Here is a 16,486-nt window from a genome sequence, read left to right on the forward strand (position 1 = left end):
TCAGACCGTCACGGCGAGGCGACCGAGCGCGTCGTCCAGGGCGTCCGTGGTCGCGGGCTCCCGCACCGCGAGCCGGACCCACTCCGGGCCGAGCCCCGGGAAGGTGTCGCCGCGCCGGACCGCGAAGCCCCCGGCCCGCAGCCGGTCGCGCAGCCCGAGCGGCCCGCGCACCAGCACGAACGGGGTGGCCGGCGTGCCCACCACGTCGAGACCGTGGCCGGCCAGGGTCGCCACCAGGTGGTCGCGCCAGCCGCCGACCAGCACCGCCCGGCGGGCGGCCTCGCGCAGCGCCTCCTCCCCGCAGCAGGCGACCATCGCGGCCGCCGCCGGGGTGGAGACGGACCACGGCGGCTGCTGCCGGGCCAGCTCGCGCACGAGGGCCGGGTCACCGGCGACGTACCCGGCGCGCAGGCCCGGCAGGGACCAGGTCTTGGTCAGGCTGCGCAGCACCACGAGCCCGGCGACCCGGCTGCCGGCCAGCGACTCCGTCTCCCCCGGTACGGCGTCCATGAAGGCCTCGTCCACGACCACCACGCGACCCGGCCGGACCAGCCGCTCGAGCAGCGCGCGGGGGTGCAGGACACCGGTCGGGTTGGTGGGGTTGCCGACGACCACGAGGTCCGCGTCCTCGGGGACCTGCGCAGGGTCCAGGGCGAACCCGTCCTCGGCGCAGAGCAGCACCCGCGTCACCTGGTGACCGGCCGCCCGCAGCGCCGCCTCCGGCTCGGTGAACTGCGGGTGCACCACGACCGGCCGGCGCCACCGGCGCATCCGGGCCACCAGGGTGAAGGCCTCCGCGCCGCCCGCCGTCGGCAGCACCTCGTCGGTGCCGCGGCCGTGCCGGCCGGCCAGCGCCGCGCGCGCCGCGGACGGGTCGGGGTAGGACGCGAGGTCGTCGAGGGACCGGCGCAGCGCCCGGTCGAGCCAGTCGGGCCGGGCGCCCGGGTGCACGTTGACCGCCAGGTCCACCAGCCCCGGGCCCACCTCGCGGTCCCCGTGGTGGTGCAGGTCGGGCACCGGCGCGGGGTCCGTGGCGGCGAAGCCCCACGCGGCGGCGGCGAACCGGGCCGCGAGCCGGGGGAAGCCGGCCCAGTGCGTGTGCAGGTACGACGCGTGCAACGTCGCGCCGGCGAAGCCGGCCGGCTGCTCGCCGATGGTCCAGGCCGGGGCGCCGCTCGCCGGGACCACGGTGGTGCGGTGGAACTCGTGGCCGGTCACCCGCTCCCCCGCCCGGGTGAGCAGGCTGTCGTGCGCCTTGCCGGTGCGGTAGCCCAGCGTGAGCCCCGGTGTCATCGCGCCCGACGCGGCCAGGGCCGCGCTCATCGGCGACCCGTCGACGCTCTCGCAGAGGTAGAGCAGCCCGGCGCACTCCGCGACGGTCGGGACCCCGTCCCGGACCGCCTCGCGCACGGCGGCCAGCAGGGTGGTGTTGGCGCCGAGCTCGGCGGCGTGCACCTCGGGGAAGCCGCCGCCGAGGTAGATCGCCGCCGTGCCCGCCGGCAGCGCGAGGTCGGTCAGCGGGTCGAAGACCTCGACCCGGCAGCCGGCGGCCCGCAGCAGCTCGTCGGTCTCGGCGTAGCGGAAGGTGAACGCGCGGCCGCCGGCGACGGCCACCACGGGTGAGCCGGGGCTGACCGGCCGGGCCGCCTGGCCGAGCGCGGCGGCCGGGTCCCAGGGCTCGGCGCTCAGGTCGCGGGCCGAGCGGGCGATCTCGAGGACCGCGGTGAGGTCGACGTGGTCCGCGACCTGGGAGGCCAGCCGGGCCAGGGCGGTCTCGGCGTCGGGGCGCTCGCCCGCGGGCACCAGCCCGAGGTGCCGGGACGGCGCGGAGATCCCGTCGTCCCGGTGCAGCACCCCGAGCACCGGGATGCCCAGCCCCTCCACGGCTGCCTGCGCCTCGGCGGCGTGCCGCGCCGAGCCCGCCTTGTTGAGCACCACGCCGGCGATCCGGACCGCGGGGTCGAAGGTGGCCATCCCGTGCACCATCGCGCCGACCGACCGGGCCGCGTGCGAGATGTCCACGACCAGCAGGACCGGCGCGTCGAGCTCGGCGGCGACGTGGGCCGTGGAGGCGAACCCGCGGCGGCCGAGCGCTCCGTCGTACAGCCCCATCACGCCCTCGACCACGGCGACGTCGGCCGGGACCGGGGTCGCCGCACCGTGCAGGAAGAGCGGCAGCACGAGGTCCTCGCCGACCAGGTGTGGGTCGAGGTTGCGGCCCGGCCGGCCGGTGGCCAGCGCGTGGTAGCCCGGGTCGATGTAGTCCGGGCCGACCTTGTGCCCGGACACCTCGTGCCCGGCCGCGCGCAGCGCCGCCATCAGGCCGGTGGCGACCGTGGTCTTGCCGTGCCCCGAGGCGGGGGGCGGCGACCACGAGCCGCGGGATGCTCACCATTCGATGCCCCGCTGGCCCTTCTGGCCCGCGTCCATCGGGTGCTTGACCTTGGTCATCTCGGTGACCAGGTCGGCCACCTCGACGAGCTTGGGGTCGGCCCGGCGCCCGGTGATCACCACGTGCTGGTGGCCGGGCCGGTTCGCCAGCGTCTCCACCACGTCGTCGACGTCGATCCACCCCCAGTTGACCGGGTAGGTGAACTCGTCGAGCAGCAGCAGGTCGTGCTGCTCGCTCGCGATGCGGCGCTTGATCTCGGCCCAGCCCTCGGCGGCCGCGCGGGCGTGGTCGTCCTCCTCGCCCTGCTTGCGGGCCCACGACCACCCGGAGCCCATCTTGTGCCACTCGACCGTGCCGAATCCGTCGGGCAGCTGCTCGAAGGCGGTCTGCTCGCCGAGCCGCCACTTGGCGGACTTCACGAACTGGAACACGGCGATCGACCAGCCCTGGTTCCACCCGCGCAGCGCCAGCCCGAAGGCCGCGGTCGACTTCCCCTTGCCGTCTCCGGTGTGCACCACCACGAGCGGCCGGTTGCGCCGCTGCCTGGTGCTCAACCCGTCGTCGGGGATCACGAGCGGCTGTCCCTGCGGCATCTCAGGCCACCTTTCGCTTGATGTGGCTGGTGATCGCGTCGGCGCTGACCTCGCCGACCGGGACGTGCTCGGTGCCCAGCCGCTCGGCGAGCCGGACCGCGAGCCCCATCCGCAGCCGGCCGGTCTCGCAGTCGATCACCACGCCGTCGACCCCGTCGGCGGCGAGCCGGTCGGCTGCCTGCCCGGCCCGGGCCACCGCGTCCGGACCGTGCGTCGCCCGCCCGTCGGTGACCACCACCAGCAGGGCCCGGCGACGCGGGTCCTTGAGCCGTTCGCGGTCGATCGTGCGGGACGCCTCGAGGAGGCCCTCGGCCAGCGGCGTGCGGCCGCCCGCGGGCAGCGACGCCAACCGTCGCGCGGCCAGGTCCACCGAGCCGGTCGGCGGCAGGACCAGGTGCGCCTGGCCGCCGCGGAAGGTGATCAGCCCGACCTTGTCGCGCCGCTGGTAGGCGTCGAGCAGCAGCGAGAGCACGGCGGCCTTGACCTGCTCCATGCGGCGCTGCGCCGCCATCGAGCCGGACGCGTCGACGCAGAGCAGGACGAGGTTGGACTCGCGGCCCTCGCGCAGCGCGTGCCGCAGGTCGTCGGGCCGGATCCGGCCGGGGTGCTGGGCGGCCGCGCGCAGGGTGGCGGGCAGGTGCACCGGCCCCGCGGGGAGACGGGTGGCGCCGACCGTCCGCCCGCTCGTCGTGCGGGCACGGGAGCGGCGGCCGGCCTCCCCGGTCCCGGTGCCGCGCGCGGCCAGCAGCCGGGCCCGGTAGGGCTCCCCCGCTTCGGCGACCGACGTCGGCGCCGGACCCGCGTCCGCTGGCCCGGGGTGCGCGTCCCCCTCTGCGCCGGCGTCGCCCTCGGGCGGCCCCTCCGGTGGACCGTCGGGTCCGCCCTCCGGCGGCTCCGGGTCGTCCGGGCCCTCCTGCTGGTCGGGCGGCAGGGTGTCCTCGATGGTCCGGTCCTCCAGCCCCGGCTCGTCGAACGGGGACCGGCGACGCCGGTGCGGGATCGCCAGCCGGGCGGCCACCCGGACGTCCTCGCGGGTGACCGCCGTGCGGCCGCACCAGGCGGCGTGGGCAGAGGCGGTGCGGGCGGTGACGATGTCGGCGCGCATCCCGTCCACCTCGAACGCCGCGCACACGCGGGCGATGTCGAGCAGGGCCTCGTCGTCGAGCAGCACGTCGGGCAGCAGGGCCTGTGCCTTGAGGATCCGCTCGGCCACCGCCCGCTCGTCGTCCTCGTAGCGCGCCGCCATCGCGGCCGGGTCGGCGTCGTAGGCCAGCCGGCGGCGCACCACCTCGACGCGCGTCTCCGGGTCGCGGGGTGCGGCGATGTCCACGCTGAGCCCGAACCGGTCGAGCAGCTGCGGGCGCAGCTCGCCCTCCTCCGGGTTCATCGTGCCGACCAGCACGAAGCGCGACGCGTGGCTCACCGAGACCCCGTCCCGCTCCACGGTCGAGCGGCCCATCGCGGCGGCGTCCAGCAGCAGGTCGACGAGGTGGTCGTGCAGCAGGTTGACCTCGTCGACGTACAGCAGACCGCGGTGTGCGCGGGCCAGCAGCCCCGGGTCGTACTCCGTCACGCCGTCGCTCAGCGCCCGGCCGAGGTGCAGCGAGCCGATCACCCGGTCCTCGGTCGCCCCCACCGGGAGCTCGACCAGCCGGGCGGCCCGGGTGACACCGGTGACGCCACCGCCGTGCACGCCGTCCGGGCAGGTGGGGTCGGGCGCGGCCGGGTCGCAGGAGAACCGGCAGCCCTCCACGACCGGCACGTCCGGCAGCAGGGAGGCCAGGGCCCGCACCATCGTGGACTTGGCCGTGCCCTTCTCGCCGCGCACGAGCACGCCGCCCACGCCGGGCGAGACCGCGCTCAGGGTGAGCGCGAGACCGAGGTCGTCGGCACCGACGACCGCGCTGAATGGGAAATGTCGCACTGATCCTCCACAGGCTCCCGCTGGGATGGTTCCGTGGCACAGGACCAAGGCCGGTCTTCGGACTTCCTGATCAACACCGGTCCGATCGCCTTCCCGGACTCACGTCCAGTGGCTGCGCTCTCGCGCCGATCGGCGGCTCCCAGGTCACCGCAGCGGGCCTGTGTCGGACTCTCACCGACTTCCCGATTATCCCCGTGAGGGGCACCTCGGTCTTTGACTGCCGGGGTGATCGTAGCGCGCGCCGGCCGGTTGTCGAGGGGCCGTCTCGCCGGCGCGCCCGGCCCGGCGGATGCCCTACTGTTGCCGCCCATGACTGCTCTGGCGACCCCGCGCGTGACCGTGGTCGGTCTCGGCGCCGACGGCTGGGAGGGGCTCGCCCCGGGCGCCCGGGAGCTGGTCCTGGACGCCGAGGTGCTGCTCGGCGGGCCCCGCCAGCTCGCGCTCGTCCCGGCCACCGACGCGGTCCGCGAGCCGTGGCCCTCGCCGCTGCTGCCGGCCCTGCCGCGGCTCCTCGCGACGTACGACGGGAGGCGGGTCGTCGTGCTCGCCTCGGGCGACCCGCTGCTGTCCGGGATCGCGACGAACCTCGTTGCCCTGCTGGGATCCGAGCACGTGGAGGTGCACCCGGGCATCTCGTCGGTGTCGCTGGCCCGGGCCCGGATGGGCTGGTCGGCGGAGTCCACCGACGTGGTCACGCTCGTGGGCCGCGAGCACGACGCGGTGCGGCGGTGCTTCGGACCCGGCCGGCGGCTGGTGGTGCTGTCCTCGGACGGCGCCACCCCCTGGGCGGTCGCCGCGATGCTGGTCCACGACGGCTACGGCGACAGCACCCTCAGCGTCCTGTCGGACCTCGGGTCCCGCTCCGAGGCGCGGACCGACGCGACGGCGTCCACGTGGCGGCACGTCGAGTCGCCGGCCCTCAACGTCGTCTGCGTCGAGCTGGTCGCCTCCCCCGACGCGCTCGTCCTGCCGCCGCTGCCCGGGCTGCCGGACGAGGCCTACGAGCACGACGGTCAGCTGACCAAGCGGGACCTGCGCGCGCTGGCCCTCTCCCGGCTGGCGCCGAACCCCGGCGAGCTGCTGTGGGACGTCGGCGCCGGAGCCGGCTCGGTCGGCATCGAGTGGATGCGCACCGACCCACGGTGCCGGGCGGTCGCCGTGGAGTCGTCGCCGGAGCGGGCCGCGCGGATCGGCCGCAACGCCACCCGGCTCGGGGTGCCGGGACTGGAGGTGCGCAACGGGTCCGCCCCGGAGGCGCTGGCCGGCCTGCCCGGCCCGGACGCGGTCTTCGTCGGCGGCGGGGCGACGGTCCCGGGCGTGCTGGACACCTGCTGGGACCGGCTGCGTCCGGGGGGCCGGCTGGTCGCGCACGCGGTCACCCTGGAGACCGAGGCGGTGCTGGCGTCCTGGTGCAAGCGGGCCGGCGGCGAGCTGACCCGGGTGTCGGTCGAGCAGGCCGAGCCGCTGGGCTCGTTCACCGGCTGGCGCCCCGCACGCCCGGTCGTGCAGTGGGCGGTGGCCCGGTGACGGTGCACTTCGTCGGGGCCGGCCCGGGTGCCGCCGACCTGCTGACCGTCCGCGCCGTCACGCTGCTGCGCGAGGCGCAGGTGTGCGTGTTCGCGGGCACCTACGTCGACGACGCGGTGCTCGCGATGTGCGGCCCGGGCACGCGTCGGGTCGACACCCAGCACCTCGACCTGGACGCGATCACCACCGCCCTCCTCGAGGCGCACGCGGCGGGCCTCGACGTCGTACGCCTGTGCTCGGGGGACCCCTCGCTGTACTCCGCGCTCACCGAGCAGACCCGGCGCCTCGACACCGCGGGCGTGCCCTGGGACGTGACCCCGGGCGTGCCCGCCTACGCCGCGGCGGCCGCGGCCCTCGGGGTCGAGCTCACCGTCCCGGAGCTGGTCCAGACCGTGGTGCTCACCCGCACGCAGGCCCGGTCCACGTCCATGCCGGAGGCCGAGTCGCTTGGGTCGACGGCCGCGATCGGGGGCTCCCTGGTCCTGCACCTCGGCATCACCCGGATCCGCGCCCTGGCCGCGGAGCTCGCCGACGCCTACGGCCCGGACTGCCCGGTGGCCGTCGTGGCGTTCGCGTCGCAGCCGCGGGAGGTGGTGGTCCGCGGCCGGCTCGACGACATCGCCGACCGGGTGGAGCCGCTGGGCCTGCGGCACACGGCGGTGATCATCGTCAGCCGGGCGCTGACCGCCCGCTCGGACGCCGCCTGCGTCGCCGAGTCGCACCTGTACGACGCGGCCCGGGACCGTCCCGGCGTCACCGCACCGAGCGACGTGTCCAGACCCGGCCGCCCGGGCTGACCGTCGTACCGCTGGAGCCGACGATCAGCAGGCAGCGCATGTCGATGGTGGCGGGGTCGAGGTCGCCCAGCGTGCTCACCTCGAGGGTCTCGCCCGCGCGACCCACGTCGCGTCCCACCACCACGACCGTCCCGGGATCCCTGTGCTGCAACAGGATCCTCTGCATCTCGGCGACCTGCGTGGTCCGGGAGCGGGACGCCGGGTTGTAGACGGCGAGGACCAGGTCGGCCTCCGCCACCGCCGCCAGCCGGCGCTCGATCACCGGCCACGGCTTGAGCCGGTCGGACAGGCTCAGCACCGCGAAGTCCCCGCCGAGCGGCGCGCCGGCCCGCGCGGCGACGGCCTGCACGGCGGTCATCCCGGGCAGCACCCGGACGGGCACCCCGGCGTACCGCTCGTCCTCGGCCGCCTCGAAGACCGCCGACGCCATCCCGAACACGCCGGCGTCACCGCCGGACACCACCGCGACCCGCTCCCCGGACCGGGCCAGCCCGAGGGCGAACGCGGCCCGGTCGACCTCGACGCTGTTGCCGCTCGAGTGCCGGTGCAGGCCCGGCCGCTGGGGCACCCGGTTCACGTAGGGCGCGTAGCCGACCACGTGGTCGACCTCGGCCAGGGCCGCGGCCACCTCGGGGGTGAGCCAGTCGTCGCCGGCCGGGCCGAGGCCGACCACGAGCAGCTCCCCCGGCACCGCCAGGCCGGTCGCGGCGGGCCGTGGCTCCTCGTAGCGGGCGGCGTCGCCGGCGGTGTCCCCGGCGACGACGATGATCGAGAAGTACGGCACCGTCGTGGGATCCACCTCCGCGACCGGCAGCACGACCTGCCGGCCGGTGGACGCCCGCTCGACGTACGACGCGTCGCCGAGCCGGCCCGCGGCCTCGAGGGCCCGGCGGACCGCGGGGAAGGTGCGGCCGAGCTTCATGATCACCGCGCCCTGGGTGTCGGCGAGCCGGCGGGCGAGCTCCGGCTCGGGCAGCGTCCCGGGCAGGATCGTCAGGACGTCGGTCTGCCGCACCAGCGGGCTGGACACCGCCGCCGAGGCAGCCGCCACCGAGGTCACGCCGGGCACCACCTCGGTCTCGAAGCGGCCGGCGAGCCGGTCGTGCATGTACATGTAGGACCCGTAGAACAGCGGGTCGCCCTCCGCGAGCAGCACCACGTCCCGGCCGGCCTCGAGGTGCGCGGCGAGCCGGGCGGCGGACTCCTCGTAGAAGTCCGCCATCGCGCCGGCGTAGCCGCCCGGGTGCTCCGCGGTCCCGGTGGTCACCGGGTAGACGAGCTGCTCCTCGACCACGCCTGCGGGGATCAGGTCGGCGGCGATCCCCCGCGCGATCGAGCTGCCGTGCCGACCGGCGTGGTAGGCGACCACGTGGGCGTCACGGATCAGCCGGGCCGCCTTGAGGGTGATCAGCTCGGGGTCGCCGGGGCCGAGCCCGACGCCGTACAGCCGGCCGCTCACTCCGCGTCCCGGGCGAGCGCGTTCAGCGCCGAGGCGGCCATCGCGGAGCCGCCGCGCCGGCCGTGCACCACGAGGTAGGGCACCTGGCCGGGGTGGGCGGCGAGCGCCGCCTTGGACTCGGCCGCCCCGATGAAGCCCACCGGCACGCCGATCACCGCCGCGGGCCGTGGGCCGCCGGCGTCGATCATCTCCAGCAGGTGGAACAGCGCGGTCGGGGCGTTGCCGATCGCCACCACCGCGCCGGCCAGGCGGTCCTCCCACAGCGACACCGCGGCTGCGGACCGGGTGGTGCCCCAGGCGCGGGCGAGGTCGGGCACCCGCGGGTCCCGCAGCAGGCAGACCACGTCGTTGTCCCGCGGCAGCCGGGCCCGGGTGACGCCCGAGGCGACCATGTGGGCGTCGCAGAGGATCGGCGCCCCGGCCTGCAGCGCCGCCCGCGCGGCCTGCACCAGCTCCGGGTGGATCCGCAGGTCGCGGGTGAGGTCGGTCTGCCCGCTGGCGTGCACCATCCGGACCGCGACCTTCTCGGCGTCCGCGGGGACCCCGGAGAGGTCGGTCTCCTCGCGGATCGTCGCGAACGACGCGCGGTAGATCGCGGCCCCGTCCCGCTCGTAGCCGTAGGTGCGCGGGGGCGGCTGGACGGTCATCGGTCCTCCAGGTCCGGCAGCAGCAGGCTGCGCCAGGGGGTCACCACGACCTCGGTGCCGGCCCGGTCGAGCACCTCGGCGGCGGCCCCGGGCGACAGCACCCCGTCGGGTACGTCGACGTGCTCGACGACCCGGCCGTCGTGCTGCGGGTGCCGACCGTACGACGGACGCCCGCTCGTCACGTGGCTGCGCGCGTCGCGGGTGCCGTCGAGCAGGGGGGGTGTCCAGCTCGTCGACGTGCCAGGCCGCCGTCGCCCCCGTCCCGCGGGCCAGCAGGAAGCGTTTCGTCAACGTGTGAAGGGCTCTGGCGGTCTCGTCGATCGTCAGCACGTCGCCCCACTGGTCGGACCCGGCCCGCAGCTGCACGGTCCGGCCGTCCAGGGCGACGGCCGCCAGGTCCGACGTACGCCCGACCAGGTCGCCGCGGCCGTCGTCGAGGGTGAACAGGAACCGGCCGGCCAGGTCGGCGCACTCCGGGTCGGCCAGCAGCAGCCGGTCGAGCTCCTGCGCGACGGGCCGCAGGTCGGCCCGCCCCCCGGCTCGTCCGGACAGCGGCGAGACCATCACGTTGCGGACCAGCTCGTGCGAGGTCGAGGGCAGCAGACCGGCCGCCCGGACCGCGGCCACGAAGCCGTCCGGCAGCTCTCCCTCGGTGTGCGGGACCGCCCGGACCTGCACGTTCGCCCGCTTGGTCAGGTGCAGGTCGCCGTCCCCGTAGGTCGCGGACAGCGCCACCAGAGCGGCCAGCGCCTCGGTGCCCAGGACCCCGCCGACGAGCCGGATCCGCACCAGGGCCCCGTCGTCCGCGAGCCATGGACGGGTGACCCCGGGGCACCGGTCCGGGCGCAGCCGGGGGGTCGTCTGGTCGAGCACGGGCACAGGATGGCACACGGTCGGCACCCGGTTCGCAGGGTCTATGCTGACGGCTTCGTCGTCGTGACCTCAGGAACCCGGTGTGACTCCGGGGCGGTTCCGCCACTGTGATGCGAGCTCGACCAGAGCCCGCCAGCCAGACACTGACCTCGATGACTCCTCACGAGCTGGAGCGAGAACTCCACGAAGGAGCATCAGTGCCCCGCATCGCCCTGCTGTCCACCTCGGACACCGACCTGCTGTCCGCCCGCGCGTCCGGTGCCGACTTCCTGCTCGCCAACCCGGGCCGCTCGTCCCACGCCGAGATGGCCGGGCTGGAGCACTGCGACCTCGTCGTCGCCCGCATCCTGGGACGCCCCGAGGACCTGTGCAGCGGGTTCGAGCGGATCCGCGACGCCGGCGTGCCGATGGTCGTGGTGGGCGGCGAGCGCGAGCCGAGCGCCGAGCTGATGGAGCGGTCGACGGTGCCGGTCGGCACCGCCGTGCAGGTGCACCGCTACCTCGCCGAGGGCGGGCCGGCCAACCTGGCGCAGCTGCACGCGTTCGTCTCGGACACCGTGCTGCTCACCGGTGACGCGTTCGAGCCGCCGGTGGCGCTGCCGTCCTGGGGGGTGCTGCCCCGCGCGTCGACGGCGACCGGTCCGCGGGTCGGGATCCTGTTCTACAAGGCGCACTTCGCCTCCGGCAACGACGCGTTCGTGCACACCCTCGCCGACGCGGTCGACGCCGCCGGTGGCGTCGGGGTGCCGGTCTACTGCTCCTCGCTGCGCGGGGCGCCGGCGGAGCTGCTGGCCGAGCTGGGCACGCTCGACGCGCTGGTCGTCACCGTGCTCGCCGCCGGCGGGACCAAGCCGGCGACCTCCAGCGCCGGCGGGGACGACGAGGCCTGGGACGTCGAGGCCCTCTCCGCCCTCGACATCCCTGTGCTGCAAGGGCTCTGCCTCACCTGGGACCGTGCGACGTGGGCGGCGTCCGACGACGGCGTCTCCCCGCTGGACGCGGCGACCCAGGTGGCCGTCCCCGAGTTCGACGGCCGGATCATCACGACGGCGTTCTCGTTCAAGGAGACCGACGAGGAGGGCCTGCCGCGCTACGTCGCCGACCCGGAGCGCTGCCGTCGGGTGGCGGGCATCGCGGTGGCGCACGCCCGGCTGCGGCACACTCCCCCGGCGGAGCGGCGGATCGCGCTCGTGCTGTCGGCCTACCCCACCAAGCACAGCCGGGTCGGCAACGCCGTCGGCCTGGACACCCCGGTGTCGGCGGTGCGCCTGCTCCGGGCGATGGCGGCGCGGGGCTACGACCTGGGCGAGGGCCTGCCCGGTCTGGACCGCAAGGACGACGCCGAGGCCGGCAACGCCCTGATCCACGCGCTCATCGACGCGGGCGGTCAGGACGAGGACTGGCTCACCGCCGAGCAGCTGTCCGGCAGCCCGGTGCGGATCCCGGCAGCGACGTACCGGAGGTGGTTCGCCGAGCTGCCGGCCGGGCTGCGCGAGGGCATGACCCGGCACTGGGGCGAGGCACCCGGCTCGTTGTACGTCGACGGGGACGACCTCGTGCTGGCCACCCTGCAGGCCGGCAACCTGGTGGTGCTGATCCAGCCGCCCCGCGGCTTCGGGGAGAACCCGGTCGCGATCTACCACGACCCGGACCTGCCGCCCAGCCACCACTACGTCGCGGCCTACCGGTGGCTGGAGAACGAGTTCGGCGCCGACGCGGTCGTGCACCTGGGCAAGCACGGCTCGCTGGAGTGGCTGCCCGGCAAGACCCTCGCCCTGTCGGACGGCTGCGCGAGCGACGCCGCGCTCGGGAACCTGCCGCTGGTCTACCCGTTCCTGGTCAACGACCCGGGTGAGGGCGCCCAGGCCAAGCGCCGCGCGCACGCCACGATCGTGGACCACCTGGTCCCACCGATGGCCCGGGCCGAGGCCTACGGCGACATCGCCCGGCTCGAGCAGCTGATGGACGAGCACGCCAACATCGCGGCGATGGACCCCGCCAAGCTGCCGGCGATCCGCGCGCAGATCTGGACGCTGATCCAGGCGGCCCGGCTCGACCACGACCTCGGGCTTGGTGATGCAGCCGCACGACCCAGCGACTCAGCGTTCGACGACTTCCTGCTGCACGTCGACGGCTGGCTGTGCGAGATCAAGGACGCCCAGATCCGGGACGGACTGCACGTCCTCGGGGACCCGCCGGTGGGCGAGGCACGGGTCAACCTGGTGCTCGCGATCCTGCGGGCCAACCAGGTCTGGGGCGGTCAGGCCAACGCCCTGCCGGGGCTCCGGTCGGCGCTGGGCCTGAAGGACTCCACCACGGGCTCGGGACAGGCGAGCACCGCGGAGGTGGACGCCGCCGAGGCGCTGGCCCGGGCGCTCGTGCTCGCCATGGAGGCCGGGGGCTGGGACGCCGCGGCCGCCCCGTCCGTCGTCGCCGAGGCCCTCGGGCACGACGAGGTCGTCACGGCGGTGCTCGAGTTCGCCGCCATCCAGGTCGTCCCCCGGCTGGCGCGCACCACCGACGAGCTCACCGCGGTGCTGCACGCCCTCGACGGCGGCTACGTCCCGGCGGGTCCGTCCGGGTCGCCGCTGCGTGGGCTGGTCAACGTGCTGCCGACCGGCCGGAACTTCTACACCGTCGACCCCAAGGCGGTGCCGTCGCGGCTGGCCTACGACACCGGCCTGGCGATGGCAGCCTCGCTCGTGGACCGCTACGTGACCGACACCGGCGGCTACCCCCGGTCGGTCGGCCTGTCGGTGTGGGGCACCTCGGCGATGCGCACGTCGGGCGACGACATCGCCGAGGTGCTGGCGCTGATCGGCGTCCGGCCGCTGTGGCAGGAGGAGTCCCGCCGCGTCGGGAGCCTCGAGGTCGTCCCGCTGGCCGAGCTCGGCCGCCCGCGGATCGACGTGACGGTGCGGATCTCGGGGTTCTTCCGGGACGCGTTCCCGCACGTCGTCGCGATGCTCGACGACGCGTTCACGATGGTCGCGGAGCTCGACGAGCCCGACGAGGACAACTACGTGCGCGCCCACACCCGGGCCGACCTGGCCGAGCACGGCGACCGGCGCCGCGCGACCACCCGGATCTTCGGCTCCAAGCCCGGGGCGTACGGCGCCGGCCTGCTGCCGCTGATCGAGTCCGGCAGCTGGCGCACGGACGAGGACCTGGCGGAGGTCTACACCGCCTGGGGCGGCTTCGCCTACGGCCGCGGCCTCGACGGCGTGGCCGCCGGTGACGACATGCGCGCGAACTACCGGCGGATCAACGTCGCGGCCAAGAACACCGACACCCGCGAGCACGACATCGCCGACTCCGACGACTACTTCCAGTACCACGGCGGCATGGTCGCGACGGTCCGCTCGCTGACCGGGACGGCTCCCGCGGCGTACATCGGCGACTCGACCTCGCCGGACGCCGTCCGCACCCGCTCGCTGACCGAGGAGACCGCCCGGGTCTTCCGGTCCCGGGTGGTGAACCCGCGGTGGATGTCCGCGATGCGGCGGCACGGCTACAAGGGCGCCTTCGAGATGGCCGCGACCGTCGACTACCTCTTCGGGTACGACGCCACCGCGGCGGTCGTGCCGGACTGGATGTACGAGTCGCTGGCGCAGAGCTACGTCCTCGACCCGGAGAACCAGGCGTTCCTGCGCGAGGCCAACCCGTGGGCGCTGCACAGCATGGTGGATCGGCTGTCCGAGGCGGCCGAGCGCGGGCTGTGGGCCGAGCCGGACCCGGACACCATGGACGCCATGCGGCAGGCCTACCTCGACGTCGAGGGAGACCTCGAGGACCGCCGGTGAGACGGCTGCGGGTGATCGGGATCGGTCCCGGCGGCCCCGACCAGCTGACCGTCGAGGCGGTCGCCGCGCTCAACGAGGTCGACGTCTTCGTGGTCCCCGTGAAGGACCGCGGGGTCGACGACCTGGTCGCGGTGCGCGAGGAGATCTGCCGCCGGCACGTCACCGGCGCGCACCGGATCGTGGAGGTCCCCGACCCGCCCCGGGACCGGTCCCCCGCCGACTACGAGGCGACGGTCTCCGCCTGGCACGAGGCGCGCGCGGTCGCCGTCGAGACGGTGCTCGCCGGCCTCGGCGCGGACCAGGTCGCCGGCCTGCTGGTCTGGGGCGACCCGTCGCTCTACGACAGCCACCTGCGGATCGTCGAACGGATCCTGGCGCGCGGCGTGCTGAGCTTCCCCTACGACGTGGTCCCGGGAGTGAGCTCCGTGCAGCTGCTGGCAGCCCGGCACCGGATCGTCCTGCACCGGGTCGGGGAGCCGGTCACGATCACCACCGGCCGGCGCCTGCTCGGCACCGTCGAGGGCGGCGCCGACAACCTGGTGGTGATGCTCGACGGCGACCTCACCTGCCGGCGGCTGTCCGGCGACTGGGAGGTCTGGTGGGGCGCCAACCTCGGTACGGCGGCCGAGGTGCTCGTCCACGGGCCGCTGCGCGACGTGCTGCCCCGGATCGAGGAGCTGCGCGCGCGGGCGAAGGCCGAGCGCGGCTGGGTGATGGACACCTACCTGCTGCGGCGCTGCCCCTCGGGCTGAGCCGGGCCCTGCGGCGTCGTGCGGCCGATGCCGTGCCGCAGCGCCAGCGCCTGGAACAGCAGGGACGAGGCCATCGCGGCGCCGACGCCCTCCCCCGCCCGCAGCCGCAGGTCGAGCAGCGGCTCGAGGCCGAGGTGCTCCAGGGCGGTCGCGTGCGCCCGTTCGCGGCTGCGCTGCCCGGCCACGAGGTAGGCCGCCACCCCCGGCTCGAGCGCCACCGCCACCAGGGCCGGCACGGTCGTGGCCAGGCCGTCCAGCACGGTCACCGCGCCGCCGGCGGCCGCGCCCAGCACCGCGCCCACCAGGACGCACAGGTCGGCCCCGCCCAGCGACGCGAGCGCCTGCCCGGGCCGGGCGGTCAGGTCCCCGTGCTCGCGGCGGGCCCGGGCCAGGGCGCCCTCGACGACGGCGCGCTTGCGGTCCAGCATCGCGCTGTCGGAGCCGGCGCCCAGCCCGACGACGTCACCGGCGTCCAGGCCGAGCAGCGCGGCGGCGAGGGCGGCCGCCACCGTGGTGTTCCCGATGCCGACCTCGCCCACGGCCAGCACCCGGTGCCCCGCTGCGACCTCGGCGCCGAGCAGGCGGCCACGCTCGACCAGCCCGTCGGCCACGGACCGGGACAGCGCGTCCCGGTCGAGCAGGTCTCCGGTGCTCGTGCCCGCGTCGACGACCCGGAACCCGAGCCCGGCCGCGTGGGCCGCCACCGCACCGGCGGACACCCCCGCGGCCGCCGCGGACAGCACGTCGTCGGTGACCGAGTCGGGGAAGGCGCTCACCCCCAGGCGCGAGACCGGGTGCCGGGCCCCCACCAGCAGCAGCTCGCCGCCGGAGACCCCGGCGCGGCCGACGGCCTCCAGCCGGTCGACGTACCGGTCCAGGACGCCGAGGGACCCCGGCGGGGTCAGCAGCGTGTCCCCCTCGTCGCGGGCGCGCACCACCGCGACCCGGTCCGGCGCGCGCAGGTGCGAGACCGGCGGCGCGGCCGTCGCACCGGTCTCCTGCCACCGCTCGTGGAGCACGACCTCCTCCAGCGGCTGCCGCCGCGACCAGCCGGCGCGCTCCAGCCCGGGCGCCGGCGGGCGCTCGTCGGGCCAGCCCAGGCACAGCCAGCCGAGCGTCACGACCCCCTCCGGCAGACCGAGGAGGTCGGCGAGCTCGTCGGGGTCGAAGAGCGTCACCCAGCCGAGGCCGAGACCCTCGGCCCGGGCGGCCAGCCAGAGGTTCTCGATCGCGCACGCGCAGGACCAGAGGTCGGCGTCGGGGAAGGTCGCCCGGCCCAGCACGCCCGCGGCGGGCGTCCTCCGGTCGCACGCGACGACCACGCCGTACGGCGCCTCGCGGATCCCCTCCAGCTGCAGGTCGAGCAACCGGCGCCCGGCCTCCGGCTCGAGCTCGCGGGCCTGCCGGAGCCGCTGCTCGTCGGCCATCCGAGCGGCCCGCTCGCGGGTCTCGGCCGCGGTCACCACGACGAAGCGCCACGGCTGGCTGTGCCCGACCGACGGGGCGCGGTGGGCGGCGGTGAGCACCCGCTCGAGGATCGCGGGGTCCACCGCGTCCGGGCGGAACCTGCGGATGTCGCGGCGGGCCGCGATCACGTCGTGCAGCGCGTCGCGGGCCGCCTCGGGGAACGCCCAGGCGCCCACGTCCGCGGCCCGCTCGGCCGCGGAGGTCCGGTCGCCGATCAGCGGGACGGGGCGCGGCCAGCCCTGGGACGGCATC

Annotated in this window: 9 protein-coding genes, 2 pseudogenes and 2 riboswitches; of the genes and pseudogenes, 4 read left to right on the forward strand and 7 right to left on the reverse strand. The window is 75.9% G+C overall.

All coding sequences use genetic code 11. From position 1 onward, the window contains the following. The 3 genes and pseudogenes from cobBC to KRR39_RS13245 all read right to left on the reverse strand — a co-directional run bounded on the left by cobBC (nucleotide 1) and on the right by KRR39_RS13245 (nucleotide 4,909). Nucleotides 1-2,395 (reverse strand): annotated as a pseudogene (gene cobBC / locus KRR39_RS13235) (bifunctional hydrogenobyrinic acid a,c-diamide synthase/histidinol phosphate aminotransferase CobBC). After that, nucleotides 2,389-2,985 carry a cob(I)yrinic acid a,c-diamide adenosyltransferase gene (gene cobO, locus KRR39_RS13240; protein ID WP_216937528.1) on the reverse strand — a complete coding sequence of 199 codons (597 nt, stop codon included), beginning with the start codon at nucleotides 2,983-2,985 and terminating at the stop codon, nucleotides 2,389-2,391. The pseudogene cobBC and the gene cobO overlap by 7 nt, the downstream one beginning before the upstream one ends. Before the next feature lies 1 nt (nucleotide 2,986). Continuing rightward, complete coding sequence (locus KRR39_RS13245; protein ID WP_216937529.1) at nucleotides 2,987-4,909, reverse strand: magnesium chelatase subunit D family protein; 1,923 nt, start codon at nucleotides 4,907-4,909, stop codon at nucleotides 2,987-2,989. 31 nt (nucleotides 4,910-4,940) lie between these two features. Further along, nucleotides 4,941-5,133: riboswitch (cobalamin riboswitch) on the reverse strand. Between the two features lie 85 nt (nucleotides 5,134-5,218). Here KRR39_RS13245 and cbiE point away from each other — a divergent pair. Then, nucleotides 5,219-6,436, forward strand: coding sequence for a precorrin-6y C5,15-methyltransferase (decarboxylating) subunit CbiE (gene cbiE / locus KRR39_RS13250; RefSeq protein WP_216937531.1), 1,218 nt, complete (start codon nucleotides 5,219-5,221; stop codon nucleotides 6,434-6,436). Continuing rightward, entirely contained in the window at nucleotides 6,433-7,233 is an 801-nt protein-coding gene (locus KRR39_RS13255; protein ID WP_216937532.1) for a cobalt-precorrin-4/precorrin-4 C(11)-methyltransferase, read from the forward strand. Before cbiE ends, KRR39_RS13255 begins: the two co-directional genes overlap by 4 nt. Here KRR39_RS13255 and KRR39_RS13260 read toward each other — a convergent pair. The 3 genes and pseudogenes from KRR39_RS13260 to KRR39_RS26140 all read right to left on the reverse strand — a co-directional run. Continuing rightward, on the reverse strand, nucleotides 7,190-8,692 hold the full coding sequence (locus KRR39_RS13260) for a precorrin-2 C(20)-methyltransferase (RefSeq protein ID WP_216937534.1): 1,503 nt from the start codon (nucleotides 8,690-8,692) through the stop codon (nucleotides 7,190-7,192). The two genes, KRR39_RS13255 and KRR39_RS13260, sit on opposite strands and share 44 nt — an antisense overlap. Next, nucleotides 8,689-9,339: a precorrin-8X methylmutase gene (locus KRR39_RS24860; protein ID WP_254185735.1), complete on the reverse strand. Its 651-nt coding sequence runs from the start codon at nucleotides 9,337-9,339 to the stop codon at nucleotides 8,689-8,691. Before KRR39_RS24860 ends, KRR39_RS13260 begins: the two co-directional genes overlap by 4 nt. Before the next feature lie 717 nt (nucleotides 9,340-10,056). Next, nucleotides 10,057-10,239, reverse strand: a pseudogene (locus tag KRR39_RS26140) (hypothetical protein); the annotation flags it as partial. Beyond that, nucleotides 10,233-10,378, forward strand: a riboswitch (cobalamin riboswitch). It overlaps the preceding pseudogene by 7 nt. 31 nt (nucleotides 10,379-10,409) lie before the next feature. Here KRR39_RS26140 and cobN point away from each other — a divergent pair. Together cobN and cobF are read left to right on the forward strand one after the other, a co-directional pair. Beyond that, on the forward strand, nucleotides 10,410-14,015 hold the full coding sequence (gene cobN, locus KRR39_RS13270; RefSeq protein WP_367303667.1) for a cobaltochelatase subunit CobN: 3,606 nt from the start codon (nucleotides 10,410-10,412) through the stop codon (nucleotides 14,013-14,015). Beyond that, a complete protein-coding gene (gene cobF, locus KRR39_RS13275) occupies nucleotides 14,012-14,767 on the forward strand; it encodes a precorrin-6A synthase (deacetylating) (protein ID WP_254185121.1) in 756 nt (251 codons plus the stop codon). Before cobN ends, cobF begins: the two co-directional genes overlap by 4 nt. Here cobF and bluB read toward each other — a convergent pair. Next, nucleotides 14,737-16,485: a 5,6-dimethylbenzimidazole synthase gene (gene bluB / locus KRR39_RS13280; RefSeq protein WP_216937540.1), complete on the reverse strand. Its 1,749-nt coding sequence runs from the start codon at nucleotides 16,483-16,485 to the stop codon at nucleotides 14,737-14,739. The two genes, cobF and bluB, sit on opposite strands and share 31 nt — an antisense overlap. Nucleotide 16,486: the final 1 nt, after the last annotated feature.

The organism is Nocardioides panacis (assembly GCF_019039255.1).
GTDB classification, from domain to species: domain Bacteria; phylum Actinomycetota; class Actinomycetes; order Propionibacteriales; family Nocardioidaceae; genus Nocardioides_B; species Nocardioides_B panacis.